The organism is Demequina sp. NBRC 110052 (genome assembly GCF_002090075.1).
Classification (GTDB): domain Bacteria; phylum Actinomycetota; class Actinomycetes; order Actinomycetales; family Demequinaceae; genus Demequina.
This window is the reverse complement of the sequence record NZ_BBRI01000002.1, coordinates 1226119-1252304: the sequence shown is the minus strand read 5'-3', so window position 1 is coordinate 1252304 and position 26186 is coordinate 1226119. Positions and strand designations below refer to the sequence as shown.

Below are 26186 nucleotides of genomic sequence, written 5' to 3'. Positions count from 1 at the left end.
GCACACGTGTCAGCGAGCCTCTCGTCACAGCGCTGCTGCCGGGCTATCCTCGGCACTCGGGGGGTGGAATGTACCGTTTCGGTGACTTCGAGGTGGACACGGCGGGCTACCGCGTGCGGCGCGACGGCGCGCCCGTGCACGTGGAGCCCCGAGTATTCGACCTGCTGCGGCACCTCATTGAGCATCGTGACCGCGTCGTATCGAAGGAAGAGCTGCTCGACGCCGTGTGGGGCACCCGATTCGTGAGCGAGGCTGCTCTCACGACGGCGCTGCGCGCGGCACGGCGCGCGGTCGGTGACACGGGCAGTCGCCAGGAGATCATTCGCACGGCGCACGGGCGCGGCTACCAGTGGATCGCCCCGACGGTGGCGACGGGCCTCGACGCCCCCGCGGTCGAGGCCGACGCCGGTTCGCCTGGGCACGGCGACGCGACCGACGCGGCGGCGGGCGCAGCGGGCGACGAGGCCTCGGGGGACGGCGCCGGTGAGCAGGAGCTTCCGACGATGGTCGCGGCTCCCGCACGTCAGGCGATCCGCTTCTGCCGCGCCGCCGACGGTGTGCGCATCGCCTACGCGACCGTGGGCGAAGGGCCCGTCCTGCTCAAGGCGGCGAACTGGATGTCCCACCTCGACCTCGAATGGGCGAGCCCCGTCTGGTCGCACTGGCTGCACGGGCTCGCGCGCGACCGCACGCTCGTGCGCTATGACGAGCGCGGCTGCGGGATGTCGGACTGGGAGGTGGGCGACTTCACCTTCGACGACTGGGTGCGCGACCTCGAGACGGTCGTGGACGCGTCGGGGTTGGACACATTCCCGCTTCTCGGCGTGTCCCAGGGCGGGGCCGTCGCGCTCGCCTACGCCGTCAAGCATCCCGAGCGCGTGACCAAGCTGGTGCTGGCGGGGGCCTACTCACGCGGGCGGATGGTGCGCGCCGCGACCGACGAGGAACGCGCCGAAGCCGCTCTTGACCTGGACCTCGCCCGCGTGGGATGGGCTCGCGAAGAGGCGAGCTTCATGCGTGTGTTCGCGTCACAGTTCCTGCCGAACGGCACGCACCAGGAGTGGGCAGAGTTCACCGACTATCAGCGCAAGACGACCTCGCCCACCAACGCCGTGCGCTTCCTCGAGGAGTTCGCGAGGATCGACGTCGCGGCGCTGGCGAGCGAGGTCCGCTGCCCCACGCTGATCCTGCACTCGAGGGACGACGTGCGCGTGCCCGCGTCACAGGCCAGCGAGCTGGCCTCGTTGATCCCCGACAGCACCCTGGTGATGGTCGACAGCGCGAGCCACCTCATCGGGGCCGAGGAGTCCGCGTGGCCCGAGTTCTTGGGCGCGATCGACGACTTCCTGGCTGTGTGACGTACCGCCCGGCGGGCCGCCCCGCCGCGCGGCCGGGAGCGTGAGAACGCAGAAGGCCCCGGCTCGCTTGCGCGATGCCGGGGCTTCCGATGGCGGTGACGGTGGGATTTGAACCCACGGTACGGGGTTACCGTACACAGCATTTCGAGTGCTGCACCTTCGGCCGCTCGGACACGTCACCGCCGAAGAGAATACCCGTTGTTCACCCTGCGACCTAATCGGCGTCACGTGCGATGGGCGGGAGGTTGAGCCGTGGCGGACCGGAGGGGCCGGGCGCGTGGATCAGCGCCGTGAGCACGGCGAGGCCAGCGCCCACCACGGTGTCCAGTACGCGCTCGCCGACCACTGCGGCGGTGCCGAAGTCGCCGGTCGCGGAGGTGACGATGATGAGCGCGAGCGGTGTGACGGCGGCGGTGGTGAGCGCGTAGTGCCGCGTGATCGCGAGCTCGGTGATGAACTGCAGGGTTCCGAGCGTGAGCGCGAGCATCCACGGTCCCATGGCGAGATTGCCGAGCAGCAGGTAGACCCCGACGCCAGCGACGGTGCCGACGGTGCGGTGCAGGCCTCGGTTCACCGCGATGCCTCGGCCCGGGACGATGCCGACCACGACGACGCCTGCGGCGACGGTCCAGTACGCACGCTCGGGGTCGGTGTACAGCATGCTGATCGCGGTACCGAGCACGGCCACGATCGCGGTGCGGGCGAACAGCTCCTTGGCGCCCCGATCCCACTCGGGACGCGCGAGGATCTCCTTGAGCGAGCGCGGCTCGACGGTCCAGTGCACGCGCCTCACGAGCGGGGCGACGCTGGCGACCACGGCCCAGAGGCATCCGACGGCGACCCAGCCGACGATCGTGCCCCACCGCTCTCCGCCTGCGGTCGCATGCGCGGACATGCCGTAGACGATCACGGGGAACAGCGGCCCCGGAGGCCCGAGGCGGTACGCGTGGACCGCGGCTCCCACGGCCACCGCGACTGCGACCAGGCCGATGCCGGTGAGGGCGGGGTAGGGGCCGAGGGTGGCGCCGAGGGCCGAGGAGGCGACCAGCACGAGTCCTGCGAGCGGGCGCAGGCGGAGGCGCTCGAGGCGCGGCAGCGCGGCGAAGTACGGCACAGTGAAGGCGCCGACGCAGGCAAGCAGTCCGTACTCGACGTGGTCGGTCGCGGCGCCGATCAGGAGCGGCACCATGATGACGACGGTCGCCTGGAGAGCGATGGGCCAGCGCGGTTCCTTCGGCGGGGAGATGGTGCCGAGGCTGAGCACGGCCCTGCGCATGCCGCCGGCCCAGATGTCGCGACGGCGTGGCTCCTCGGTCACGCGGGCCCCCGTCGCGGCTCGAAGAAGTCCCTCAGCACCTGTGCGCACTCGGGCGCCCGCACTCCCGCGATCACCTCCACCGGCGCGGAGCCGCGCGCGTCGCGCAGGACGTCCCACTGCGAGCCGGTGGCTCCTGCCCGCTCGTCCCACGCGCCGAGCACTACGCGGGGCACTCGCGCCTGCAGGATCGCGCCGGCACACATCAGGCACGGTTCGAGCGTGACCACGAGCGTGCACCCATCCAGCCGCCACGTGCCCGACGCCGTGGCGGCCTCGCGGATCGCCACCACCTCGGCGTGCGCGGAGGGGTCGCGGTCCACCTCTCGTCGGTTGCGTCCCCGCCCCACGATCGCGCCCGACGCGTCGAGCACGACCGCTCCGACGGGCACCTCGCCCGCGTCGCCGGCCTCCCGGGCGAGCGTGAGCGCCTCGTCCATGGCCGCGCCCCAGGCGGCCTCATGCAGGTGGGTCACGGCAATCACGCTACCGGGGCATCGGGCGGGCGGAGAGAGCACCCGGCCGACGCGTCGGGCATGGGCCGTGGCGACCCCCGCATGGGCCGCGCGCTGGGTAGGCTGACGGCATGCAGCTCCACGTCGCCGACCACCCGCTCATCGACCACAAGGTCACGATCCTGCGCGACAAGAGCACGCCGTCGCCGACGTTCAGGCAGTTGGTGGATGAGCTCGTCACGCTGCTCGCGTATGAGGCCACACGGCACGTGCGCGTGGAGTCGCGGCCCGTGGAGACCCCGTTGACCTCGACCGTCGGTACGCGGATCGCGGACCCGGCGCCGATCATCGTGCCGATCCTGCGTGCGGGTCTGGGCATGCTCGACGGCATGACTCGGCTCATCCCGAGTGCCGAGGTGGGCTTCCTGGGGCTCAAGCGCGACGAGGAGACGCTCGAGGCGATCACGTACGCGAACCGCCTGCCCGACGACCTCACCGGGCGCCAGGTATTCCTGATCGACCCGATGCTCGCTACCGGCGGATCGCTCATCATGGCGATCGACTATGTGCTGCAGCGAGGCGCGACCGACGTCACGTGCGTGTGCCTGCTCGCCGCTCCTGAGGGCATCGAGAACGTGCGCGCCGCCGTGGGAGAGAGGGCCGATGTGTCCGTGGTCGTCGCGTGCGTGGACGAGAAGCTCAACGAGGTGGGCTATATCGTGCCCGGCCTGGGCGACGCGGGCGACCGTCTGTACGGCATCGTCGACCACTGAGAAGCGCGCTCGCCCGGGCGTGACTGGGCCGGATGTCAGACCCCGCTGAGAGCCTGAACAGGTGATCGCGGGGTCTTTCCGCGTTTGCCGTCCGCTTCTTCGAAGGATCAGTCCGCGTGAGGCTGTCCACAGGCTTGTGCACCACGAGCGGCATAGTCTCCGCGCGATGACCCGCGCAGTCCACACGCCACGCCGACGTGTCCACAGCGTTTGCACAGATTCATCCACATGACCACAACATCTAGTGCCAGAGGTCCCAGGAAACCCCCATATCTTGTTGCACACGGGTGTAGTTTGGTCTAGCCTCGAACTACGCCGATGAGGGTCCGCAACGCCGCGGGAGACGGTGTCCGAGACCCCTGGATCGACGCGACAACGCGACACGTCAGCATCAACTGCATCGGCCCCCGGGCCACGTATCGGATCACTTTCAGGGGAGAATCGTGACGATCACCGACACCACCACCGAGGTCGACGCGGACGCCGTCGCCGCAGCCGTCGCCGAGGCCAACCCGGCGCGCACAGGCATCCACGTCACCAAGCGCGACGGGTCGCGCGAGCCGTACAACGCGGACCGCATCAACAAGGCCATCGAGCGCGCCGCAGAGGGGCTGCCGGACCAGATCTCGATCACCACCCAGATCGCCTCAGAGCTCGCGATCACGCTCTTCGACGGGATCACCACCGAGCAGCTCGACGAGGCCGCGATCGGCGTCGCGGTCCAGAACGTGAAGGACGACCCCGACTTCGACGTCGTCGCCGCGCGGCTGCTGCGCAAGGTTATCTACAAGCGCGTGCTCGGCGGCTACGACACCGAGCTCGAGCTGCGCCTCCTGCACCGCGCGCGCTTCCCCGGGTACATCCGCGACGCCGTCGAGGACGGCCTGCTCGACGCCCGTCTCGAGTCGCTGTTCGACCTTGACACGCTCGCCGCCGCGATCGATCCCAAGCGCGACGACCTGATGAAGTACATCGGCACCGTGACCATGCGCAACCGCTACATGATCACGGACCGCCATCGGAAGACGCTCGAGGTCCCGCAGTACTTCTGGATGCGCGTCGCGATGGGGCTCGCGCTCAACGAGGCCGACCCCACCTCGATGGCGCTCGAGTTCTACGAGAAGATCTCCACGCTCGACTACCTCCCCGCCGGCTCGACGCTCGTCAACGCGGGCACCTCGTACCCGCAGCTGTCCAACTGCTTCGTCATGCAGATGGAGGACGACATCGAGCACATCGCCAAGTCGGTGCGTGACGTCATGTGGCTCACGAAGGGCACAGGCGGCATCGGCCTGTCCGTGACGAAGCTGCGGTCGGAGGGGTCCCCGATCCGCTCCAACAACACCACGTCGACCGGTCCCATCCCCTTCATGCACACGATCGACTCGACCCTGCGCGCGGTCAGCCGCGGCGGCAAGAAGTTCGGCGCGCTCGCGTTCTACATGGAGAACTGGCACCTCGACTTCCCGCAGTTCCTCGACCTGCGCCAGAACTCGGGCGACCCGTACCGCCGCACCCGCACCGCGAACACGGCGGTCTGGATCTCCGACGAGTTCATGAAGCGCGTGGCGGCCGACCAGGACTGGTACCTCTTCGACCCCGCCGAGACCCCCGACTTGGTCGAGCTCACCGGCTCCGCGTTCTCCGCCCGGTACGCCGAGTACATCGCGCTCGCAGAGGCGGGCAAGATGCGCGCCTTCCAGAAGATGCGCGCACGCGAGCAGTACAAGCAGATCCTCGTCACCCTCCAGACCACGTCCCACCCGTGGCTCACGTGGAAGGACACGATCAACAACCGTGCTCTGAACACGAACACCGGCACCATCCACCTGAGCAACCTGTGCACCGAGATCTGCCTGCCGCAGGACCGCGACAACATCGCGGTGTGCAACCTCGCCTCGATCAACCTGCCGCAGCACCTGATCGACGGCAGGATCGACTGGGAGCGCATGGAGAAGTCGGTACGCCTGGCCGTGCGTCAGCTCGACAACCTCGTGGACATCACCCTCTCTTCGGTCCCCGAGTCCGAGTTCGCCAACTCGCAGAACCGCGCCGTTGGCCTGGGAGTCATGGGCTTCACCGACATCACCGAGCGGCTCGGCATGGCCTACGAGTCCGAGGAGGCCTACGCGCTGATCGATGAGATCGTCGAGTTCGTGTCGTTCCACGCGATCGACGCCTCCGCAGACCTCGCCCGCGAGCGCGGCTCGTACGCCAACTTCCAGGGCTCGGGCTGGTCGCAGGGCAAGGTGCCGTTCGACACGATCGCCGAGGTCGAGGCCGATCGCGGCGTCACCGTGACCGTCGATCGGACCACCCGTCAGGACTGGGATGCGATGCGCGAGAAGGTGCGCGGCGGCATGCGCAACGCGACGCTCATGGCCGTCGCCCCCACTGCCTCGATCGGGTTGGTTGCGGGCACCACGCCCGGCTTCGACCCGCAGTTCTCGCAGATCTTCTCCCGCAACACGTCGAGCGGAAAGTTCCTCGAGGTCAACACGAACCTGGTGCGAGACCTGCAGGCGCTCGGCATCTGGGAGGACGTCAAGGACGAGCTGCTCGCCGCCCAGGGCGACCTCAGCCGCGTCGAGGGCGTCCCCGAGCACCTGGTCGAGGTCTACAAGACGTCATTTCAGCTCGACCCGCACGCCTTCCTCGAGGTCGCGGCCCGCGCCCAGAAGTGGATCGACCAGGCCATCAGCCGCAACATCTACCTCGAGGACCGCGATGTCGAGAAGATGATGGAGCTGTACGCGTTCGCGTGGGAGAAGGGCGTCAAGACGACGTACTACCTCCACATGAAGCCGCGCCACACGGCCGAGCAGTCGACAGTGCGCGTCAACAAGACCGAGAACATCAACAAGACCGGCTCCGCGAGCGGCCGCAGCAAGGCACCGGCCGCAGGCGGCCCCGCCCGCACCGGATTCGGAGGGTTCGGCGGCAAGAAGCGCGGATTCGGAGCCAGCGCGCCGACGGCCGCGGCGACCGCAGCGTCGGACGTCAGCCCGTCTGAGGCGGAGCGCGCACCGGAGGCCGTGAACGCCGCCGAGGCGCCCGTTGCTCCGGCGGCTCCGAGTGGGTCCGATGCTCAGGCCGCACCGGTCGGCTTCGGCGCCCCTCGCCGAGGCTTCGGTGCCGCGACCGCTGCGGTCCCGGCGCCTCCCGCGGCCGATGCGCCCTCGGAGGATGCGACGACGGTGGTCGAGGCCGAGTCGATGACGGACTCCGTCCCGTTGTCCGCGCCGCCCGTCAGTGCCGCGCCGACGCAGGCGCCCCCGGCGGTGCCTGATCTCAACCTGCTCGGCAGCACTCAGGCCTCGCCCACGGGCGGCACCGAGGTGGTGGGGGGCGTCGCCTGCCCGGTGGATCCGATGGAAGCGCTCCAGTGCGAGTCCTGCCAGTGACCGCAAGCACACACGACCCCAGGAGGAACTGACATGGCCATCCTCGGCTCCGGCGTCCAGGACGGACTCCTGCTCAAGCCCGTCACCTACCCGTGGGCGATGGACCTGTACGACCAGGCCGTCGCAAACACGTGGTTCCCGAACGAGATCCAGCTCGGCGAGGACCTCGCGGACTTCAAGAAGATGACCGACGACGAGAAGCACGCGCTGCTGCATCTCATCTCGTACTTCAACCCGAACGAGCTGCTCGTCAACAAGGCGCTCGCGTTCGGCGTCTACCCCTACATCAACGCTCCCGAGGGCCACCTGTACCTCGCCAAGCAGATGTGGGAGGAAGCGAACCACTGCATGACCTTCGAGTACATCCTCGAGACCTTCCCCATCGACCGCGACAAGGCCTACTCCGCGCACGTGGACGTGCCGTCGATGGCGGCGAAGGAGGAGTTCGAGTCGAAGTTCATCAAGCGGATGACCGAGGACACGCTCGACATCACGACGACCGAGGGCAAGAAGGACTTCATCCGCAACCTCGTCGCCTACAACATCATCCTCGAGGGCATCTGGTTCTACTCGGGCTTCATGGTCGCGCTGTCGTTCCGCCAGCGGAACCTGCTGCGGAACTTCGGCTCGCTCATGGACTGGATCATCCGCGACGAGTCGCTCCACCTGCAGTTCGGCATCAACCTCATCCTCACGGTGCTCGAGGAGAACGAGGACCTCCAGGACCCCGAGTTCGCCGACGAGATCCGCGGCATGATCCTCCACGCCGTCGAGATGGAGGAGGCTTACAACCGGGACATGTTCCCGCGTGGGATCCTCGGCCTCAATGCCGACTACGTGAACACCTACGTCAAGTACCTCACCGACCGGCGCCTCGAGGAGCTCGGCTTCGAGCCTGAGTTCAACGTCGCGAATCCCGCCAAGTGGATGGCGGCCGCCAACGACACGCTGCAGCTCGTCAACTTCTTCGAGCAGCAGAACACTTCCTACGAGGTGAATGCGCAGGCGACCAAGAAGGCGTAGAGGGCACCCCAGGGTGCGCGCGAGCTGCGGTGGGCTAGATAGTTTTCGACACGTGGAATAGAATCGCGGGCGGACGGCGTTGCCACGGCAGCGCATGCGCAGGCCGTGAGCCGCGCGATCCGCAGACCCCGACGACGAAGACCTAGGGGGAGTGCGCCTGCCTCCCGTCGGCGCACGCCTCGCATTGGAGCCTCCACCCACGCATGACCGCAGACCTGAACACCCGCCCGTCCGCCCTCGACGACGCCGTGGCCGCCACGGCCGAGGCGACCGCGACCCTTGAGGCGTCCGCCTCCACGGCGACGGCCGAACCCGTCGTGCATGGTGGTGACGCGCTGAGCCGCCGCCAGCGCGCGGGACTGGTCCTGCTGCTCGGCGCCCTGGTCGCGCTCGGCCCGTTCACCATCGACATGTACTTGCCGGCCTTCCCGGACGTCGCCGCCGACCTGGCGACCACCGAGGCTGCGATCCAGCTCACTCTCACCGCCACCATGATCGGCTTCGGGCTCGGTCAGCTGATCCTGGGCCCGCTGTCAGATGCCGTCGGCCGCAAGGTGCCGCTGCTTGCCGCGACCGCGATCCACGTGCTCGCCTCGGTGTCCGTGATCTTCGCGCAGGACGTGACTGCCGTCATGATCGGCCGAGTGTTCCAGGGCATCGGGGCCGCGGGTGCCGCGGTGGTCGCGATGGCCATGGTGCGCGACCTGTTCTCGGGCCAGAAGCTCATCCGGACCCTGGCGCGTATGGCGCTGGTCACCGGGCTCGCGCCCGTGCTCGCGCCGGTCATCGGCGCGCAGGTGCTGTCCTTCGTGCAGTGGCGTGGCGTGTTCGTGGTCCTCGCGGCCTACGGCCTCGTCGTCACGGTGATCGCTGGCATCGCGCTCGCCGAGACGCTGCCCGCCGACCGTCGTGGCGCGTTCGAGTGGCGCGTGGTCTCCGGGCGCTACCGCGTTCTGATCGCAGATCGCACCTTCCTCGGTGTGCTCCTGGTCGGGTCGATGGTCTTCTCGGCGCTGTTCTCGTATCTCTCGTCCTCGTCGTTTATCCTCCAGGACGGCTACGGACTCACCTCGCAGCAGTTCGCCTTCGTGTTCGGGATCAACGCCGTCGGCCTCGTCGTGTGCAACCAGGTGGGTGCGCGCCTCATGCGGCGCCTCGCGCCGCGCGCCGTGATGACCTTCGGTCTCACGGTCATGGCGATCGGAGCGCTCGCGCTGCTCACGAGCGCTCTCCTGGGCCTCGGCCTCGTGGGAGTGCTCGTGCCGCTGTTCTTCACGGTGGCGCCGCTCGGGTTCGTGATGCCAGCGGTCCAGGTGCTCGCGCTGGCCGATCACCCCAAGGAGGCCGGCACCGCCGCGTCGATGCTCGGCGCGGTCAACTTCGGTGTGGCGGGTCTCATCTCGCCCCTCGTAGGCCTCCTGGGGATCTCCGTCATCGCGATGGGAGTCGTGATGTGCGCCGCGCTGGCAGTCGCCCACCTGAGCCTGTGGCTCGTGGTGCGACCGCGCGTGAGCTCCGAGGTGCTCGTCTAGCCGCCTGGTGTCGGAAGGTGCCGCGCGGAACCCGCGGGGCACCATTCTGCGGGGCTAGCGTGGCCCCATGACCGCACGCGTAGGACTGCTCCTGTTCCCCGGCTTCGACCTGCTCGACGCGGGCGGGCCCTACGAGGTGCTGCTGACGGCGTCGCGGCTCGCCGAACGCGACGGCGGCGATCCCCTGTACGACATGGTGCCGCTCAGTGTGGACGGTCAGGACGTCGCGGCGTTCGGGGGGCTGACCGTGACCGGGTTGACTCCGGTCGAGGAGGCGCGCGACCTGCACCTCGTCATCGTGCCCGGGCTCATCGACGTCGACGCCGCGCGTGCCGACGCTGCGCTGATCGCGGCGGTGAAGGCACTTGGAGCCGAGGCCGACGTCGTCGCGTCGGTGTGCACCGGAGCCTTCCTGCTGGCCGATGCGGGCCTGCTCGGCGGCCTCCCTGCGACGACGCACTGGGAGGACCTCCATGCGCTGGCGGCGACGGCGAGCGTCGGCGAGGCCGTGCCAGGGGTGCGATGGGTCGACGCAGGAACCGTCGTCACCGGCGGCGCGATCGCCTCGGGCCTGCATACGGCACTGCACCTGGTCGCGCGCGAGCACGGCGTCGATCACGCGCGTCGTACTGCCCGTCAGATCGATCTGGATTGGGAGCCGGAGCCCTCGCGTTGAACCGCTCGTGACTCGAGGCGGGAGTCGCGTCGGACTACTACTCGGCGACCGTGAGCGTCACTGATGACAGCAGCAGGTAGTCGGCGCCGGTGCGTGCGGTCAGGGTGTGGACGCCCTCGGTGACGGTCTTGTCGCGGAAGTGCTTGGCGTCGACGCCCATGTTGTTCGCGAAGATGGAGCCCATCGCCGTCGAGTCCCCGAAGTTGCCCGAGTCTCCGTTGGAGGTGCTCGAGCCGTTCCAGTGGTAGGGCATCAGGGTGTCGCCATCGATGTCCACGCGGTCGTTCAGGAAGCCGCGATCGCCGTCCCAGGCCGTCAGACCCACGGTCACGTCGGAGGACTGCGGCGTGTAGAAGGACAGGTCAGGAGTCGTGCCTGCGTGCACCCACTCGGAGCCCTGATACACGGCCACACGCGCCTCGGGGAGGGCCTCGTCGCTGTAGACGACCGTGAGGGTGAACCCGGCCAGGTAGTTGCGGTCGGACTCGTCGTCGTCCATCGAGGCGGCGAGGGCGATGTCCGCCAGCGAGTACTCGCCAGCCCCCGCCGCGGCGACAAGGTCGGTGACATCAGCGCGTGCCTGGTAGTAGACACGGCCCTCGGGATCGAGCGAGTCCGTCACCGCGTCGGCCGTGATGTCCAGGTACTCCGTAGCTCCAGGGACCCGCAGGCGAGCGGCGGAGGTGTCGCCGGTGAAGCTGGCGTCCTCGGTGCCGTGGTTCGCGGCCCACTCCAGGGAAGCGTAGGCAACCTGCGCGCCCTCGGGGAGGGAGAGCGTCGTGGTGCCGGAGACGACGTCGCCATCGGCGGTGTTGAGCGGGACGAGCGCGTGTGCGTTGTTGTTGTACTTGGCCTGCGCCGCGTTGCCGTTGAAGGCCATCGCCTGCGCGCAGACGTTGTCGCCGTCAGTGCAGCCCAGCAGGCTCGTGCCGACCTGAACCGCTGCCACGTTGCCCGTGGCGTAGAACGCCGCGGCGAGGTTCTCGTCGTTGGCCGAGATGCCGGTGCGCACGGCGTACGACGACTCGACGCCGCCGGAGGAGACTGTGAACGTCGTCACGGCGTCCTGCGCGAGCTGCGGCGCGAGCAGCTCGAGGTCGAGATCCAGCTCGGCGGACTCGCCCGCGGCGATGGTCGTCAGAGCGCACGTCGCGGTGGACGCGTCGTCGTTGAGCGTGCACTCCCAGTCGCCCACGGTCAGCGTGCCGTCGAGCGCGAAGCTGAGGAAGTCGCCCAGCCGGTCTGCCGAGACCACCGAGAACGCCGACGCTCCGGCAGGGGGCGGCGAGAACGTCAGGCCGTCCGGCAGCTGGATGGACGCGGTGACATCGCCCGCGTCGCCGTCGCCGTCGTTCGCAATACGGAGGGAGACTGCGGGGTCGGTCGCGGACAGCGACAGGTAGTCGAGCGGTGCACCGCCGATGGAGAGGGAGGCGGTGCCGGTCGAGCCGGTGTCGCCGCCCGTCGAGCCGGTGTCGCCGCCATTCTCGCCGCCAGTGTCGCCGCCAGTCGAGCCTGTCTCACCTTCGGTCGAGCCGGTGTCACCCCCGGTGGAGCCCGTGGATCCACCGGTCGAGCCTGTCCCACCTTCGGTGGGGCCCGTGGATCCGCCGGTCGAGCCCGTGGAGGTCTGGCCCGTGGAGCCCTTGCCCGACGCGCTGGAGCCGCTGTCCGCGACCACGGGCGCCTCCTCGCGAGGAGCGGCAGGCGCGATGGTCTCGACGGCGTCGGGCTCGTCCATTGCGGGAGTCTGGTCGGCGTCGTCAGTCGGCTCCGCGACGGCCGGCGCGTCGTCGTCAGCGCTGGGCTCGGCGGGGCTCTCTGCGATCACCGGAGTGTCGTCGCCGGGCTCGTCGCCCGAGATGAGGCCCAGGTATGAGGCGCCGGTCGCGGCAAGGGCCACGATGCCGACGGTGGCTGCGACGGGAAGCGCGAGCGAAGCCGCACCCGCGAAGAAACTGGACAGGGTGCCCGCCGTGGCTGCGGCGCCTGCCGCGCCCGTGGTCGCGCCGAGCGCGCTCGCGGTTCCGACTGCGCCAGCCGCCACTCCACCGATGCTCGCCGCGGCGCCGGTGACGGCGGTGCCCGAGGCAGAGGCGGTGCCAGCGGCAGCGCCGGAGCCGGCCGCCCCGGTGCCTGCGGCGCCCGAACCGGCTGCGCCCGAGCCCGCGGCGACCCCGCCTGCTGCTCCACCCACGGGCAGCCCGCCCTCGAGCGCGGCCATGCCGAGCGTGCCGAGCACGAGCGGCGCGATGATGCTGCGCATGCCGCGGTTGACGTCCTCGAGCTCGGCGACGAGTGCCGCACAGCGCTCGCACGAACGCACGTGGCTGTCGACGCGCGTCGACTCGCGCTTGCTCAGGCCTCCACGCACATAGGCGCCGAGCTGGGTGTTGGCCTCGAGGCAGTCGACAGTGTCGGACACGTTGAGGTGCTGCTGCAGGTACGCCTGGCGGAGCGCCTCGCGCGCACGGTAGGCGAGCGCTGCCACTCCGTTAGCGCTCAGGCCGAGCAGCGGTGCGATGTCACGCGGGCTCTTCTTCTCGACCTCCGTGTACCAGAGCACGGCCTGCCAGCGCTCGGGGAGGGACTTGAAGGCGTCGGCGACCATCCCTTGCTCGAAGCCCTCGAGCGCGGGCTCGTCAGAAGCGGCCTCGTAGCCCATCGCGGATTCGAACTCGCCCATGTCGTCACGAGGCTTGGTACGGATCCCCTTGTTGATGAGGTCCATGCCCGTGCGGCGCACGATCGTGAACAGATACGCGCGGAACGCGAGGTCAGGACCGTCGCCGCGCTGCAGCGCCCGCAGGACGCGCGAGAACGACTCGGACACGACGTCGTCGATGTCGGACGAGGCGTTCGTGTAGGTGGCGGCGACCTTGCGGGCGGCGGCCACGTGGCGTTCGTAGAGCACGCCGAAGGCGGCCGAGTCGCCGGCGCGTACGCCTGCGATCAGCTCGGGGTCACTGGACGCGTCAGTCCAGAGCACCATCGCCTCGGAGCTCATCCGCCACCAATCCGCCGTCGCGGACGCGCGACGGCTCGGCCTCCATCATCCCTGCTCGTGCGTACCCACGACAAGACCAGCGGATGCGCAATACCTCACATACGGAGAAATCGGCGCCGCCACGCAGCGATCGCAGAAATTGTCTTCGAATCCGCGTCATAGCCGCGTGTGACGTCCCTCTCATCTGGCATGAGCAGCGATGTGAACGTCCCGGCGGCGTCGAGCCACGCTCTCCTGCGCAAGTGGGAGAACGCGTCGGTCGACTCCGTCTGGCTGCGTCCCGGCGACTGGTACACGCCGGCCGCTGAGGCTCTCGTGGAGGCCCTCGAGGCCCGTCTGGACACCGCTCCCGCCGCCTTCCGTCTGGGCCAGGCCCGCGCCGGAGTCGGTGTCGGCATCACCGAGGCGATCGACGACATGGCGGTGCTGTTCCGCGCCGCCGGCTTCGAGTCGGCGCCGATTCGTTCGATCCGCGCGTTGTGCGAGGGCTGGACCGAGGGTGACGCGGCCGCGCATGTCGCTCCGCAGATGCACGACCCCGAGTCCGGGCTCGGCACCGGTGACTACCTGGTGCAGCGCCTCGCGGAGGTCTACGGAGCGGGTCAGCGCTCGGGTCTCAAGGTGCCCGACACGCACGCGCTCGTGATGGTGGACGTCTCCGTCGAGGACAGCGACCCGTGGCAGCGGATGGCGCGCAACGCGGCTGTGGGCCAGGCCCTGATCGGAGCGTACGGCGAGGGTCATCCCATGGCCCGCCTGGGCGACGGCCTCTACGCGGTCCTCGTGGAGCGCGGCATGGAGCTGGGGATCGGTATTGCGCAGCTGCGCGACCACATCGGCGCCAAGGCCGTGGCGATGCGGGTCGCGAACCTGGTGCGCCAGCCTCCGCGCGTGTGGATCGAGTCCCTGCCGGGCACTCACCAGTACGCGCAGGACCTCCTGGAGTCGCTGCAGCGCTGACGTGGGAGCACCGCATACAGACTTGCGGCGCGTGACGAGCTGAGGGCGTCACGCGCCGCATTCTTCTTTCCAGCGCGACGTGCCCGACGCCGTGGTCGGGTCAGGCGTTGAAGCTCCACACCCCGAGCTCGTGTCCGCTCGGTTCCGTGAAGTGGAAGCGGTACCCGCCGGGGAACTCGAAGATGTCGCGCGTGATGATGCCGCCGGCGGCGCGCACGGCATCGCGGGTAGCGCTGAGGTCGCGGGAGAACAGCACGACGAGGATCCCGCCGGGCTTGACCATGCCTGTGAGGCTCAGGCCGCCTGCTTCGCGGCCGTCCGGCGTGGTGATGCCCTGGTAGCCGGGACCGTAGGACGTGAAAGTCCACCCGAAGGCGGCGCCGTAGAACTCGACGGCGGCGTCGATGTCGAGCACGGGGATCTCGAGGTAGTCGAAACCGTGGTGCAGGTGCGCGGAGTCGTGGTCTGCCATGTGCTCAACGTCCGCGTTCGGTGCACATGTGTCAACCGCTGTGTGGGATCTTCCCCGTGGCCGGGGTCACCGCTCGCGATGCCACAGCACCAGCGAGCGACCCTCATCGCGACGCACGCGCTTGCCACGCTCGACGATGACGACGTTGCCCGACGGCCCGGACGTGAACACGCGCGAACCGGTGTCAGCCCGTGGCTTGAGGCGCTCGACCTCCCGCTCGAGGCGCTGCACCTCACGGGCAAGGTGGAGGATGCGCTTGATGCCGGCGAGGTTGATGCCCTCCTCCTGGCTCATGCGCTGCACCTCGCGCAGCACGGCGACGTCACGCAGGGAGTAGCGGCGGCCGCCGCCGGGGCGGCGCTGCGGCACGACCAGCCCCAGCCGGTCGTACTGCCGAAGAGTCTGGGGGTGCATGCCCGCGAGCTCCGCTGCCGCAGAGATGAGGAACACGGGCTCGTCGACGTCAGGCTGCTCCATGTGTCCTCCTTCCGGTCACCCTAGTGGCGGGAGCCCTCGCTCACGAGGAAGCGTCCCGGTACAGCGTGGCGCGAGGCTCGTCGCTCGCCGTCTCAAGAGCGAAGGCCTGGAGCGCCTCCTTGGCAGCCTTCGACAGCTTGGTGGGCACCGCGACCTCGATCGACGCCAGCAGGTCGCCCCGGCCGTCCTTGGTGGTGAGGCCGCGGCCCTTGACGCGCAGGACCTTGCCAGAAGACGTCCCCGCCGGAACCTTGACCTTCACCTTGTCGCCGTCCAGCGTGGGCACCTCGACGACGGCTCCGAGCACCGCTTCGTCGAAGCTCACGGGGACGCGCACCTTGAGGTGCGCGCCATCCATGGAGAACACCGGGTGCTTGGCCACGTGCACAGTCAGCAGCAGGTCGCCGGCAGGACCGCCGTTGACGCCGGGACGGCCCTTGCCGCGCAGGCGGATCCGTTGGCCGTCCTGCACTCCCGCGGGCAGGCGTGCCGAGACGGTGCCCGTCGCCATGCCCAGCCGCACGGTCGCGCCCTCGGCCGCCTGCCGGAAGGTGACCTCGGTGGCGGCGGCGACATCCGAGCCCTGCTGCGGGCCGCGTCGGGCGCCTCCGCCGAACAGGTTGCCCAGGATGTCCTCGAAGCCCTGCGCCCGATACTGCTGGCCGCCGGTCGTGCCGCCTCCGAACATGCCGGAGAACACGTCCTCGTAGCCGCCGCCTCCCGGCCCGCCCGCCTGGAAGCGGGCGCCGCCGCCCATGGCGCGGATCGCGTCGTACTGCTTGCGTTGCTCGGCATCCGAGAGCACGCCGTAGGCCTCGCCCACGTCCTTGAAGCGCTTCTCCGCGTTCGCGTCACCAGGGTTGCGGTCCGGATGCAGCTCCTTGGCGAGCTTGCGGTACGCCTTCTTGATCTCCTCGGCGGAGGCATCCTTGGAGACGCCGAGCGCCGCGTAGAAGTCCTTGCTGAACCAATCCTGGCTCGTCATCCCCGCCTCCTTCCGTGGATCCTCGGGTGGTGAACTACTGGTCCTCGGGCTGCGCGACGATGACGCGTGCCGGTCGCACCACGCGGTCGCCGATCCGGTGGCCCGGCTGGGCGACGTGCTGCACCGTCGGCTCGGTCACGTCGGCGCTCGGCTGCGACATCAGCGCCTCGTGATGGGCGGGGTCGAAGACCTCGCCCGCGGCGCCGAAGCTGGACCAGCCGAGTCGGCCGAGCGCGGTCTCGAGCTTCTCCGCGATCGACGCGAAGGGCCCGTCGGCGAGATCGCCGTGCTCGCGCGCGGCCGCGATGTCGTCGAGCACCGGGAACAGCGCCTCGACGGCCTTCGCGGTGGCGTTCTCGGCGATCAGCTCGCGGTCGCGGTCCACTCGCTTGCGGTAGTTGACGTACTCGGCCTGGAGGCGCTGGAGGTCCGCGAGGTGTTCGGCGGCCTTGGTCTCCGCCTGCGTGAGCGCGTCGTCCGCACCCGCCTCGTCGGCCTCGAGGTCGTCCACACCGTCGGCGTTCTCGTCGAGGAACGTGCCGCCGGCTTCGTTCATGATGCGCTCGGCCTGCGCCAGCGCATCCTCGTTCTCGCCCTCAGGCTGGGAATTCTCGTCAGTCATGTCTGTCTCCTTGCGGGACGGGAAGCGGCGACGGGCGGGCGCCGCGGCCGGAGCCGGGCGCCCGCCGCTGCGCTTACTTCTTGTCGTCCTCGTCGTCGACGATCTCGGCGTCCACGACGTCGTCGTCCGAGTCGCTCGCGCCGGCCGCGCCAGCGGTCTGCGCCGCGGAGTCGGCGTCGACGTTCACGCCCTCGGCCTGCTGGGCGGCGTAGACGGCCTCGCCGATCTTCTGCGACTTCTCGACGAGCGCCTCGTGCTTAGTCTTGATCTCGTCGATGTCTTCGCCCTCGAGAGCGGTCTTGACCTCGGCGATCGCGGACTTCACGTCCTCGGCGACCTCGGCCGGCACCTTGTCCTCGTTCTCGGACAGGATCTTCTCGGTCGAGTACGCGAAGGTCTCGGCGTTGTTGCGCGTCTCGGCGTCCTCGCGGCGCTTCTTGTCCTCGTCCGCGTGCTCCTCGGCGTCCTTGACCATGCGCTCGATGTCCTCCTTGCTGAGGGCCGAGCCGCCGGTCACGGTGATGGACTGCTCCTTGCCGGTGCCGCGGTCCTTGGCGTGGACGTGCACGATGCCGTTGGCGTCGATGTCGAAGGTGACCTCGATCTGCGGCACGCCGCGCGGGGCGGGCGCGATGCCGCCCAGCTCGAAGGTGCCGAGCAGCTTGTTGTCGCGGGCGAACTGGCGCTCACCCTGGTACACCTGCACCAGCACGGACGGCTGGTTGTCCTCGGCGGTCGAGAAGACCTCCGACGACTTGGTGGGGATCGCGGTGTTGCGCTCGATCAGCGTGGTCATCACGCCGCCCTTGGTCTCGATGCCGAGGCTCAGCGGGGTGACGTCGATGAGCAGGACGTCCTTGCGCTCTCCCTTGATGACGCCAGCCTGGAGGGCCGCGCCGACGGCGACGACCTCGTCGGGGTTCACGCCCTTGTTGGGCTCCTGGCCGCCGGTGAGCTCCTTGACGACCTCGGAGACGGCGGGCATGCGCGTCGAGCCGCCGACGAGCACCACGTGGTCGATGTCGGACAGCTTGATGCCGGCGTCCTTGATGACCTGGTGGAACGGCGCCTTGGTGCGCTCGAGCAGGTCCGAGGTCATCTGCTGGAACTGCGCGCGGGTGAGACGGGTGTCAAGGTGGACGGGGCCGTTCTCGCCGATCGACAGGTACTGGAGCGAGATCTGCGTCGACTGCGCCGACGAGAGCTCCTTCTTGGCCTGCTCGGAGGCCTCGCGCAGGCGCTGCAGCGCCGCGCGGTCCTTGGCGAGGTCCACGCCTTCCGTGTTCTTGACCTCCTTGACCAGGTGGTCGACGATGCGCTGGTCCCAGTCGTCGCCGCCCAGGCGGTTGTCGCCGGCGGTCGCGCGGACCTGGATGGTCGAGAACGCGTCCTCGTCCTTGCCGACCTCGAGCAGCGAGACGTCGAAGGTTCCTCCACCGAGGTCGAAGACCAGGATGAGCTCGTCTTCCTTGCCCTTGTCGAGGCCGTAGGCAAGCGCCGCGGCGGTGGGCTCGTTGACGATGCGCAGCACGTTGAGGCCTGCGATCTCACCGGCGTCCTTGGTGGCCTGGCGCTCGGCGTCGTTGAAGTACGCCGGGACGGTGATGACCGCGTCGGTCACCTTCTCGCCCAGGTACTCCTCGGCGTCGCGCTTGAGCTTGCCGAGGATGCGCGCCGAGATCTCCTGCGGCGTGTACTTCTTGTCGTCGATCTCCTTCGACCAGTCGGTGCCCATGTGGCGCTTCACCGAGGCGATGGTGCGGTCCACGTTGGTGACGGCCTGGCGCTTCGCGATCTCGCCGACGAGCACCTCGCCGGTCTTCGAGAACGCGACGACGGACGGGGTGGTGCGAGCGCCCTCGGCGTTCGCGATGACGGTGGGCTCTCCGCCCTCGAGCACCGCGACGCACGAGTTCGTGGTGCCGAGGTCGATGCCGACTGCACGGGACATGGTGTACCTCCAGTGGCGGTCCCGGGGACCGCCCGCTCGTTCTCTCGCTCCACAGTTGAGCGACCTTCACTCAGGTTATGGAGCGTGGCAGGCGCTGTCAAGCCGCAGCGGCCAAAGTTGAGTCGAATCTGCTCAACTTCTGCGGGATGCTGCCCGGGGTGCCACCTGATGCTCTTGCACCACATCGAGGACTCCACCGAACCTGCGGCCGTGGTCGGCACGAAGGTGGCTCCGGCACGCGCACGCTCATAGCAGAAAGCGTGCGCTCCGCGGCTTCGACACGCAGCCACGGGAACAGCTGGAGGCTCCCGTCCGTTGAGCACACAGTCGCAGTGCGGACTCCAGGTCCCTCGGATCGAGCCCGCGCCGCCGCGTCGACACCCGAGCGCAGGGCCCGCCGTGAGGCTCGCCCCGCCAGGATCGGCGCATTCGTCCCACTACCGATGGAGTGCAGCGGCCCTTCCCCCGGGGCCTCTCTTTGTGTTGCCTATATGAGTTCCACCCAGTCACGTCTCCGTACCCTCGCGGCCTCGTCCGCCATCGCCTGCGTCGTCGTCGGCGCCGGAGCGGTCGGCGCCAATGCCGCCACCGTCGAGGTCGCCCTGCTGCAGGCCGAGCAGGCCGCGCGCCAAGTCGAGACCAAGCGCCAGAGCCTCGCCGAGTCCCTCACGCGCGCCGTCTCTGCGACGGCCGCGGCCGAGCCTCACCTCACGCAGGCCGACGTCTCCGCGGCCGTCGATGAGCTTGATGTCACCGTGCAGACCGTCGCGGCCGAACGCGCGCTCGACAGCGTGGTCATCGAGGTCACGCCCAGCGAACCGCTGCCCCCGCTCCTGCCGGCCGAGCCGGTCGCGACGCCAGCCGAAGCGATCGGCGCTCCCGAGGTCGTGGCCGCGACCGCCAACCAGACACCCACGCTCACGCAGCTCGGCGCGTCCACGGCGGTGGAGGCCGCCGTCGAGGTGGTCCCTGACCGCGAGGTGCAGAGCGTGCTCGACCGCGAGGAGCGAGACCTCGGCGCGGTCAGGGCGGCGACGGCGGAGCTCGAGCGCACCGCCGCCGCGCTCGACGAGGCGGCCGCAGACGTGGCTCGCGTCGTCGATGAGGTCAGTGGCGTCACCGCGCGACTCGAGCTCCTGCAGGCCACCGACGACCTCGCGGCCGTCGGCACGCAGATCACCGATCCCGCGACGCTCACGCGCGCGGCGTCCGCGCGCACCGCGCTCGACGCTGCCCTCACGGCGGCGGATGACGCCGCGGCGGCTTCCGAGGCCGACGATGTCGCACAGGATTCCGCGCGCGCCGATGAGCTGGCGCGCGACATCGAGGCGGCGGCGGCCGAGCTCTCCGAAGCGATGACGGGCCTGCGCGCCTCTCACCTCGCCTGGGTCGAGGCAGAGAACACGCGCGTCGACGCGCTCAACGCGAAGGCCACGAGCGAGTATGAGCAGGCAGTCGCCGGTGCGCGTGCGGCAGTGACCGACCGATATCGCGCTGCAGTCGCCGAGCACCAGAACGGCTGGAGCGGCGCACCCGACGGAGTGTCCTACTCCAACGGACGGATTCCTTCCTCACAGCTGTGCGACATCCCGTACGCCGCCGGACACCGGCTCCAGTGCGATGCAGCGGCGGCGCTGCTGCTCGCGGATGCTGACTTCCATGCGCAGACGGGCCGGCACCTCACGCTCACGGACACCTACCGCTCCTACTCGCTCCAGGTCGCGACGCGCGCGGCGAAGCCCACGACAGCCGCACCCCCGGGCACGTCGAACCACGGGTGGGGCATGGCCGTCGACTTCTACCCCGAGGCGGCCGCGTGGATGGCCGCGAACGGCGCCGACTACGGCTGGGTGCACCCCCAGTGGGCCCGCCCCGGCGGTTCCAAGCCGGAGTCGTGGCACCTCGAGTTCGTCGCGCCGGGCGTCGGCTCCGCGGACCTTCCCGAGGCTCCGGTGCTGCTCGAGCGCGTCACGAGCGCACTCGCGGCCGACGTCTGAGGCTCAGCGCTCGTCGAACACGAACGACGCCACCACCTCGGCCACCGCGTCGGGCGGGGCCATCCCGGTCGCCGTGCCGTACCGCAGGAACTCGAGCGCCAGCTCGCGCGATCCGTGACGCAGCACCACCAGCGTGTGGTGTGCCGGAGCGGGTCGGCCGTCGATGAGCACCGACGCATCCTGCCCCTTGAGCTCGACGCGCACGGCATCGTACCCGCGCGGGTGCGCGGTCTCGTCGCGTGAGGCGACGGAGAGGCCGCTCGCCTCGTAGCCCGGGAGGTAGTACTCGTCGACCACATCGCCGAGCGGCGTCGAAGCCGAGTCGTCGGCGTCGAGCGCGCTGACGTATAGCACCGCGTCCGAGTCGAAGGCGGAGGCTCCATCGAGAGTCCACATTCCGGCGAGGTCTGACCAGCCCGCTCCTGCCGCGAGCAGTTCCGCGGTCGTGTCCTCCCAGCCCGCCGGAAGGTCGATCAGATCACCCGACGTCAGCTCCCACGCAAGATCACCGTCCGCGAGCGATCCGATCAGGCTCGGCTGGTCCTCCGCGGGCACCAGGTCGGCGGGGTCGGTGGTCTGGGTCTCCTCGGGTTCCGGCTCCTCTGCCACCACCGTCGGCGCGGGAGAGGACGTCCCCGACGCGTCGGGCGTCTGGGGTGCCGCGGTGGAGACCCCGGTGGGCGTCGGCGTCGTCGGATCCAGCGGCTCTGACGGTCCGCAGCCCGAGGTCAGCGCGATGACGAGCCCTACGGTGGCGATGCGCGCGCCGAGCAGGACCGACGCGCCGCGTGCGCGCGGCCCTCCCAGCGTCGCCGTCCCGGCGATCCGCGAGAGCTCGGCCATTCACCCCTCCGTGCTGCTCGTTTGCTCGACAGTAACCCAGCCGCGGGCTCAGGCCTACGGAGTTCACCGAATCGCAACCCGCGCAGCGGTGCCGCCCGTACCTGGACTGGCGTGCCGCGTCGGGCCTACCGTCCCCTCATGGAGACCTTCGCCGACCCGACCGACGCCGCCGCGCACTTCGCTGCGCGCCTGAGCTTCGAGACCGACTGCTCGGACGTGCACGCCGCACTCGAGCAGGGCAATCCCGGATTCGTGCTCATCGACACGCGCAGCCAGGAGGCGTGGGACCAAGGGCACGTCAGGGGGGCCGTCCACATGCCCAAGCCGGACATGCCGGAGCGCATCCCGACCTATCCCCCGGGCACGCGCTTCGTCGTGTACTGCTGGGGACCCGGCTGCAACGGCGCTCAGCGAGCCGGCCTCATCATCAGCGAGCTCGGCTACGCCGTCAAGGAGATGATCGGCGGCTTCGAGTACTGGGCGAGAGAGGGGCTCCCCGTGGATCGCGTCGTGCGCGATGCGGCGTCGGGCTCGCCGGTGACGGTGGACGCGAAGCGCGCGCCGGACCCGCTGACCGCGCCCGTCGCGGGCCCGGGCGGCGCGATCGCCTGCGACTGCTGAGGCCCTCCACGGCGCTGGCCCCGCGCCCCTGCTCCCTAGCAGTCACTGAGTGCTGAGGATCGCACCGATCTCAGCATTCAGTGACTGCCAGGGCGCACCCGACGCTAGATCAGCTTGCCGTCGGCCATGCGCCGCACGCGGGTCGCCATGGTCTCGGCTTCGGCTGGGTCGTGGGTGACCAGCAGCGCGGTGGTGCCGGCAGCCCTCAGGATCTCGCGCACCTCCACTGCGAGTCTGCGTCGCAGCTCCGCATCGAGCGACGAGAGGGGTTCGTCGAGCGCGAGCAGGCGAGGGCGCGGCGCGAGCGACCTTGCCAGCGCGACGCGTTGGCGCTGGCCGCCGCTGAGCTCGCCGACCGCCCGTGCCCCGAGCCCCTCGAGTCCCACGAGCGCGAGTAGTTCCTTCACGTGCCGGTCGCGCTCGTCGCGGTCGACGCCGGCCATGCGCAGGCCGAACGCGATGTTGCGCGCTACGTCCATATGGGGGAACAGCTGCCCGTCCTGGAACACCATGCCGAAGCCGCGACGGTGCACGGGCGTGCGCGTGAGCTCCTCGTCTCCCCACGTGATGTTGCCCGCCGCCGGGGCTATGGTGCCGACCACGGCGCCCAGCAGCGAGGACTTGCCGCAGCCGGACGGACCCAGCAGCGCGACGGTCTCGCCGGGCGCGATCGTGAGCGAGACGCCCCGCACCGCCTCGACGGGTGGGCGTCCGGGGTAGGTGACGACAAGGTCGGCGACCGTGAGGCCGTCCGAGTGCTGTGCGGCGGTGGGGCTCACAGCCCGCTCCCTTCGAATCGGCGCCAGCGTTCCGAGATCAGCATGACCGACGCGACGATGAGCGCGAGCATGACGGACGCGGCGAAGGCGAGCCCCACGTTCTCGGGGCCGGGTCGGCTGAGCAGGCGTGCGATGGCGGTGGTCAGCGTGGGGCGGTCGGGGCGCGCGACGAATGCGGTGGCGCCGAACTCGCCGAGCGCGATCGCGAACGCGAACGCGAGGGACGCGGCGGCCGTGGGCCTTAGGAGCGCGGCATCGACGTGCAGCGCGACGCGCCATGGAGGTGCGCCGAGGGTCGCGGCGGCGTCCCTGAGTCGCGGCTCGATCGCGCGTGCGGCCGGCACGAGCATGCGCAGCATCAGCGGCAGCGCGACGATCGCCTGGGCGATGGGCACGAGCCACCACGAGGCGCGCAGATCGATCCCGAGCACGCTGCGGTTGAGTGTCAGCAGCAGGCCGAGGCCGACCACGACGGCGCTCACCCCGAGTGGCAGCATCGCGATGGCCTCGAGCAGCGCGCCGCGCCGGGAGCGCCGGGCGATGAGCGACATCACGAACAGGGCGACCACGCCGGCGATGAGCATCGCGACGGCTGCGGTCACGAGCGAGTTGACCGCCGCCTGCCACACCGCGACGGGCAGCACCCCTCGCTCGGGGGTGGTGAACAGCGCGGCGTAGTGCGCGAACCCGTGGCCGCCGCTCACGCGCAGCGATCGCTCCACGAGCGCGGTCAAGGGCGCGAGGAGCAGCAGCACGGCGGGCAGCAGGGCTCCCGCCACGCCCCATCGCTCCAGGGGTCGGGGGGCGCGCAGACGCCCGACGCTCGACGTCAGTCCCCGCGCACGCCCGGCACGTGCACTGATCGCCAGCGCCGCGGCCACGATTACCACCTGCACGAGCGCCAGCACCGAGGCTGCGCGCAGATCGAGGAACTGGTTGACCTGGATGTAGATCTCAGTCTCGATGGTGTTGACGCGCGAGCCACCCAGGATGAGCACCAGTGCGAAGGACGTGGTGCAGAACAGGAAGACGACGGCTGCGGCCGAGGCGAGCGCGGGCGCGAGCGAGGGGAGCGTCACCTCGGCGAACGCACGGGCGCGCGAGGCTCCCAGGGTGCGTGCCGCGAGCGCCCGTCCCGGGGGGAGCGACTCCCACGCGCCTCCGACGATGCGGACCACGACGGACACGTTGAAGAACACCAGCGCGAGGACGATCGCCGCCGGGGTCTGATCGAGCCCCCACGAGCCGAGCACTCCCGAGCGCGAGAACAGTGCCGAGAACGCGGCGGCGACCACGATGGTCGGCAGCACGAACGGCGTGGTGAGGGCGGCTCTCATGAGGGCGCGGCCTCGCCAGGCGAAGCGTCCCAGCGCCCACGCCGCCGGCAGCCCCAGCGCGAGCGAGCCGAGCGTGCCGGCGAGCGCGAGCCCGAGCGTCGTCGCGATGGCCGAACGCGTGCGCGGCTCGGCGAGGACGGCCAGGGCGGCCCCCGCGTCGGCGTCCTCGAGGAGCCCGCGGGCGAGCACCGACCCGACGGGAAAGAGGAAGAAGAGCCCCAGGAACACGAGCGGCGCGGCCGCGACCGCCCACCACCGCAGGAGGCTGAGGGCGCTCCGGCGGGTGCGGACGGTCGCGGCGCGTGACGTCATCGTCGAGGCGGGGTCGGCGTCAGCCCAGGACGATCGTGGTCCAGGCATCGATCCACTCGTCGCGGCGGGTGTCGATCTCCGCGGGATCCACAGAGGCCGGCTCCTCGGCGAGCGGCGCGAACGCGGCCCACTCGGCAGGCACCTCGACCGACGAGGACACGGGGTACACGTACATGTTCTCGGGCAGGCCGGCCTGGAAGTCGTCCGAGAGCATCCAGTCGACGACCTGCTGCGCGGCCTCGGGGTGCTCGGCCCCCTCGAGCACGCCGGCGTACTCCACCTGGCGGAAGCAGCCGTCGAGCATCGAGGCCGTGGTCGGCTCGCCGTCGATCACCTCGTACGGCGGGGAGGACGCGTAGCTGAGCACGATCGGGTAGTCGCCGCCGTAGTTGGGCGCCGAGAAGTCCGTGTAGTAGGTGTCGGACCACGAAGCGGTGACGCGCAGACCGTTCGCGGTCATGTCGGCCCACCACTGCGCCCAGTCGTCGCCCAGCTCGCCGATCGTGGCGAGCAGGAACGCGAGACCGGGGGAGGAGGTCGCGGGGTTGGTGACCGAGACCAGGCCGGCGTAGGCGGGGTCGGTCAGGTCGGTGAGCGACGTCGGCGCGGGCACTCCTGCGGACTCGAAGTACGTGAGGTCGTAGTTGAGGCACACGTCGGAGAAGTCGATCGCGGTCAGCACGTCCTCTGCCCCTGGCACGGCGTAGGCGGCCGCGTCCTCGGCCGCCGCAGCCGACGACGTGTAGGGCGCGAGCACTCCCTCGTTGACGGCCCGCGTCGCGAAGGTGTTGTCGATGCCGTAGACCACGTCGCCCAGCGGAGCGTCCTTGGTCAGCACCAGCTGGTTCACGAGCGTGCCCGCGTCGCCCGGCGCGACGAACTCGACCTGCAGCCCGGACTCCGCCTCGAACGAGGCGAGCACCTCGTCGGGCACGTTGAAGCTGTCGTGCGTGACCACGGTGACGGTGGTCGCCTCCTCGGCGGGCGTGGTGCTCGCCGTGTTCTCGGGCTCGGGGCCGGTGCAGGCCGCGAGGGTGAGGGTGGTGATGGTGGCTGCCGCAAGCGCGGCGGTGCGCGAAGTGGTGCGCATGTACTCCTCCGTACGAATAGGAGGGGGCGAGACTCGACTCCCTACGCCGGTGCTAGCCGGATCAGGTTCGAGGGTCTGCGGCTGGTCCGCACTCTCAGCGCCCTTGGCCCGTTGCCGGGAGGCGCTCCCCTGTCGTGCCTCCCACGATAGCGCGGGTCTAGGGACGTGCCCGACGCCGGGGCCGGGACCGGGCCCGA

At 70.1% G+C, this 26186-nt stretch carries 21 protein-coding genes, 1 tRNA gene and 1 riboswitch; of the genes, 9 read left to right on the top strand and 13 right to left on the bottom strand.

From position 1 onward, the window contains the following. Window positions 1–68 precede the first annotated feature (68 nt). Entirely contained in the window at window positions 69–1358 is a 1290-nt protein-coding gene (locus tag B7K21_RS06050) for an alpha/beta fold hydrolase (protein WP_084074286.1), read from the top strand. Between the two features lie 90 nt (window positions 1359–1448). On the opposite strand, the gene B7K21_RS06045 is transcribed toward B7K21_RS06050, so the two are convergent. From B7K21_RS06045 to B7K21_RS06035, 3 genes are all read right to left on the bottom strand, one after another. Beyond that, window positions 1449–1539 (bottom strand) — tRNA-Ser (locus B7K21_RS06045). 33 nt (window positions 1540–1572) lie between these two features. Continuing rightward, window positions 1573–2676: an FUSC family protein gene (locus tag B7K21_RS06040; protein WP_084074285.1), complete on the bottom strand. Its 1104-nt coding sequence runs from the start codon at window positions 2674–2676 to the stop codon at window positions 1573–1575. Further along, window positions 2673–3113 (bottom strand): nucleoside deaminase, encoded by a 441-nt coding sequence (locus B7K21_RS06035; RefSeq protein ID WP_084074284.1) that lies wholly within the window; start codon window positions 3111–3113, stop codon window positions 2673–2675. The genes B7K21_RS06040 and B7K21_RS06035 overlap by 4 nt, the downstream gene beginning before the upstream one ends. A 146-nt stretch (window positions 3114–3259) precedes the next feature. Between B7K21_RS06035 and upp the strand changes: the two genes are divergently transcribed. The 5 genes from upp to B7K21_RS06010 all read left to right on the top strand — a co-directional run bounded on the left by upp (window position 3260) and on the right by B7K21_RS06010 (window position 10536). Then, complete coding sequence (upp, locus tag B7K21_RS06030) at window positions 3260–3901, top strand: uracil phosphoribosyltransferase (RefSeq protein WP_084074283.1); 642 nt, start codon at window positions 3260–3262, stop codon at window positions 3899–3901. 527 nt (window positions 3902–4428) lie between these two features. Continuing rightward, window positions 4429–7305 carry a ribonucleoside-diphosphate reductase subunit alpha gene (locus B7K21_RS06025; protein WP_084074826.1) on the top strand — a complete coding sequence of 959 codons (2877 nt, stop codon included), beginning with the start codon at window positions 4429–4431 and terminating at the stop codon, window positions 7303–7305. A gap of 33 nt (window positions 7306–7338) precedes the next feature. Continuing rightward, entirely contained in the window at window positions 7339–8328 is a 990-nt protein-coding gene (locus tag B7K21_RS06020; RefSeq protein ID WP_084074282.1) for a ribonucleotide-diphosphate reductase subunit beta, read from the top strand. Between the two features lie 203 nt (window positions 8329–8531). After that, window positions 8532–9860: a multidrug effflux MFS transporter gene (locus B7K21_RS06015; protein ID WP_084074281.1), complete on the top strand. Its 1329-nt coding sequence runs from the start codon at window positions 8532–8534 to the stop codon at window positions 9858–9860. 67 nt (window positions 9861–9927) lie between these two features. Further along, window positions 9928–10536 carry a DJ-1/PfpI family protein gene (locus B7K21_RS06010; RefSeq protein ID WP_084074280.1) on the top strand — a complete coding sequence of 203 codons (609 nt, stop codon included), beginning with the start codon at window positions 9928–9930 and terminating at the stop codon, window positions 10534–10536. Window positions 10537–10573: 37 nt separating this feature from the next. On the opposite strand, the gene B7K21_RS06005 is transcribed toward B7K21_RS06010, so the two are convergent. Next, complete coding sequence (locus B7K21_RS06005) at window positions 10574–13543, bottom strand: sigma-70 family RNA polymerase sigma factor (RefSeq protein ID WP_084074279.1); 2970 nt, start codon at window positions 13541–13543, stop codon at window positions 10574–10576. 189 nt (window positions 13544–13732) lie between these two features. Between B7K21_RS06005 and B7K21_RS06000 the strand changes: the two genes are divergently transcribed. Beyond that, a complete protein-coding gene (locus B7K21_RS06000) occupies window positions 13733–14503 on the top strand; it encodes a hypothetical protein (protein WP_144016077.1) in 771 nt (256 codons plus the stop codon). 100 nt (window positions 14504–14603) lie between these two features. On the opposite strand, the gene B7K21_RS05995 is transcribed toward B7K21_RS06000, so the two are convergent. From B7K21_RS05995 to dnaK, 5 genes are all read right to left on the bottom strand, one after another. Beyond that, entirely contained in the window at window positions 14604–14975 is a 372-nt protein-coding gene (locus B7K21_RS05995; RefSeq protein WP_084074277.1) for a VOC family protein, read from the bottom strand. A gap of 66 nt (window positions 14976–15041) precedes the next feature. Next, the gene (locus B7K21_RS05990) at window positions 15042–15452 is read right to left on the bottom strand and encodes a heat shock protein transcriptional repressor HspR (RefSeq protein WP_084074276.1); all 411 of its coding nucleotides are present in this window, start codon (window positions 15450–15452) and stop codon (window positions 15042–15044) included. Between the two features lie 40 nt (window positions 15453–15492). After that, entirely contained in the window at window positions 15493–16437 is a 945-nt protein-coding gene (locus tag B7K21_RS05985) for a DnaJ C-terminal domain-containing protein (protein ID WP_084074275.1), read from the bottom strand. A gap of 34 nt (window positions 16438–16471) precedes the next feature. Further along, window positions 16472–17059 carry a nucleotide exchange factor GrpE gene (gene grpE / locus B7K21_RS05980; RefSeq protein WP_084074274.1) on the bottom strand — a complete coding sequence of 196 codons (588 nt, stop codon included), beginning with the start codon at window positions 17057–17059 and terminating at the stop codon, window positions 16472–16474. A 73-nt stretch (window positions 17060–17132) separates the two neighbouring features. Further along, the gene (gene dnaK, locus B7K21_RS05975; RefSeq protein ID WP_084074273.1) at window positions 17133–19010 is read right to left on the bottom strand and encodes a molecular chaperone DnaK; all 1878 of its coding nucleotides are present in this window, start codon (window positions 19008–19010) and stop codon (window positions 17133–17135) included. 491 nt (window positions 19011–19501) lie between these two features. On the opposite strand from dnaK, the gene B7K21_RS05970 reads away from it, so the two are divergent. Further along, the gene (locus B7K21_RS05970) at window positions 19502–21007 is read left to right on the top strand and encodes a M15 family metallopeptidase (RefSeq protein ID WP_159448426.1); all 1506 of its coding nucleotides are present in this window, start codon (window positions 19502–19504) and stop codon (window positions 21005–21007) included. A gap of 3 nt (window positions 21008–21010) precedes the next feature. On the opposite strand, the gene B7K21_RS05965 is transcribed toward B7K21_RS05970, so the two are convergent. Further along, a complete protein-coding gene (locus tag B7K21_RS05965) occupies window positions 21011–21850 on the bottom strand; it encodes a hypothetical protein (RefSeq protein WP_084074271.1) in 840 nt (279 codons plus the stop codon). 138 nt (window positions 21851–21988) lie between these two features. Between B7K21_RS05965 and B7K21_RS05960 the strand changes: the two genes are divergently transcribed. Next, window positions 21989–22471, top strand: coding sequence for a rhodanese-like domain-containing protein (locus B7K21_RS05960; protein ID WP_084074270.1), 483 nt, complete (start codon window positions 21989–21991; stop codon window positions 22469–22471). 104 nt (window positions 22472–22575) lie between these two features. Here the strand turns inward: B7K21_RS05960 and B7K21_RS05955 are convergent, their stop codons facing one another. The 3 genes from B7K21_RS05955 to B7K21_RS05945 are packed head-to-tail and all read right to left on the bottom strand — an operon-like array spanning window position 22576 to window position 25989. Then, window positions 22576–23250: an ABC transporter ATP-binding protein gene (locus tag B7K21_RS05955; RefSeq protein ID WP_084074269.1), complete on the bottom strand. Its 675-nt coding sequence runs from the start codon at window positions 23248–23250 to the stop codon at window positions 22576–22578. Further along, the gene (locus B7K21_RS05950) at window positions 23247–24947 is read right to left on the bottom strand and encodes an iron ABC transporter permease (protein WP_234989194.1); all 1701 of its coding nucleotides are present in this window, start codon (window positions 24945–24947) and stop codon (window positions 23247–23249) included. Before B7K21_RS05950 ends, B7K21_RS05955 begins: the two co-directional genes overlap by 4 nt. Beyond that, on the bottom strand, window positions 24919–25989 hold the full coding sequence (locus B7K21_RS05945; RefSeq protein WP_084074268.1) for a thiamine ABC transporter substrate binding subunit: 1071 nt from the start codon (window positions 25987–25989) through the stop codon (window positions 24919–24921). Before B7K21_RS05945 ends, B7K21_RS05950 begins: the two co-directional genes overlap by 29 nt. A 21-nt stretch (window positions 25990–26010) precedes the next feature. After that, window positions 26011–26130: riboswitch (TPP riboswitch) on the bottom strand. Window positions 26131–26186 lie beyond the last annotated feature (56 nt).

Excerpts from the sequence above, each read along its gene's own strand:
- B7K21_RS06050 (WP_084074286.1), top strand. The coding sequence starts at position 69 with ATGTACCGTTTCGGTGACTTCGAGGTGGACACGGCGGGCTACCGCGTG.
- B7K21_RS06035 (WP_084074284.1), bottom strand. The coding sequence starts at position 3,113 with ATGGACGAGGCGCTCACGCTCGCCCGGGAGGCCGGCGACGCGGGCGAG.
- upp (WP_084074283.1), top strand. The coding sequence starts at position 3,260 with ATGCAGCTCCACGTCGCCGACCACCCGCTCATCGACCACAAGGTCACG.
- B7K21_RS06020 (WP_084074282.1), top strand. The coding sequence starts at position 7,339 with ATGGCCATCCTCGGCTCCGGCGTCCAGGACGGACTCCTGCTCAAGCCC.
- B7K21_RS06015 (WP_084074281.1), top strand. The coding sequence starts at position 8,532 with ATGACCGCAGACCTGAACACCCGCCCGTCCGCCCTCGACGACGCCGTG.
- B7K21_RS06010 (WP_084074280.1), top strand. The coding sequence starts at position 9,928 with ATGACCGCACGCGTAGGACTGCTCCTGTTCCCCGGCTTCGACCTGCTC.
- B7K21_RS06005 (WP_084074279.1), bottom strand. The coding sequence starts at position 13,543 with ATGAGCTCCGAGGCGATGGTGCTCTGGACTGACGCGTCCAGTGACCCC.
- B7K21_RS06000 (WP_144016077.1), top strand. The coding sequence starts at position 13,733 with ATGAGCAGCGATGTGAACGTCCCGGCGGCGTCGAGCCACGCTCTCCTG.
- B7K21_RS05995 (WP_084074277.1), bottom strand. The coding sequence starts at position 14,975 with ATGGCAGACCACGACTCCGCGCACCTGCACCACGGTTTCGACTACCTC.
- B7K21_RS05990 (WP_084074276.1), bottom strand. The coding sequence starts at position 15,452 with ATGGAGCAGCCTGACGTCGACGAGCCCGTGTTCCTCATCTCTGCGGCA.
- B7K21_RS05985 (WP_084074275.1), bottom strand. The coding sequence starts at position 16,437 with ATGACGAGCCAGGATTGGTTCAGCAAGGACTTCTACGCGGCGCTCGGC.
- grpE (WP_084074274.1), bottom strand. The coding sequence starts at position 17,059 with ATGACTGACGAGAATTCCCAGCCTGAGGGCGAGAACGAGGATGCGCTG.
- dnaK (WP_084074273.1), bottom strand. The coding sequence starts at position 19,010 with ATGTCCCGTGCAGTCGGCATCGACCTCGGCACCACGAACTCGTGCGTC.
- B7K21_RS05970 (WP_159448426.1), top strand. The coding sequence starts at position 19,502 with ATGAGTTCCACCCAGTCACGTCTCCGTACCCTCGCGGCCTCGTCCGCC.
- B7K21_RS05965 (WP_084074271.1), bottom strand. The coding sequence starts at position 21,850 with ATGGCCGAGCTCTCGCGGATCGCCGGGACGGCGACGCTGGGAGGGCCG.
- B7K21_RS05960 (WP_084074270.1), top strand. The coding sequence starts at position 21,989 with ATGGAGACCTTCGCCGACCCGACCGACGCCGCCGCGCACTTCGCTGCG.
- B7K21_RS05950 (WP_234989194.1), bottom strand. The coding sequence starts at position 24,947 with ATGCCTGGACCACGATCGTCCTGGGCTGACGCCGACCCCGCCTCGACG.
- B7K21_RS05945 (WP_084074268.1), bottom strand. The coding sequence starts at position 25,989 with ATGCGCACCACTTCGCGCACCGCCGCGCTTGCGGCAGCCACCATCACC.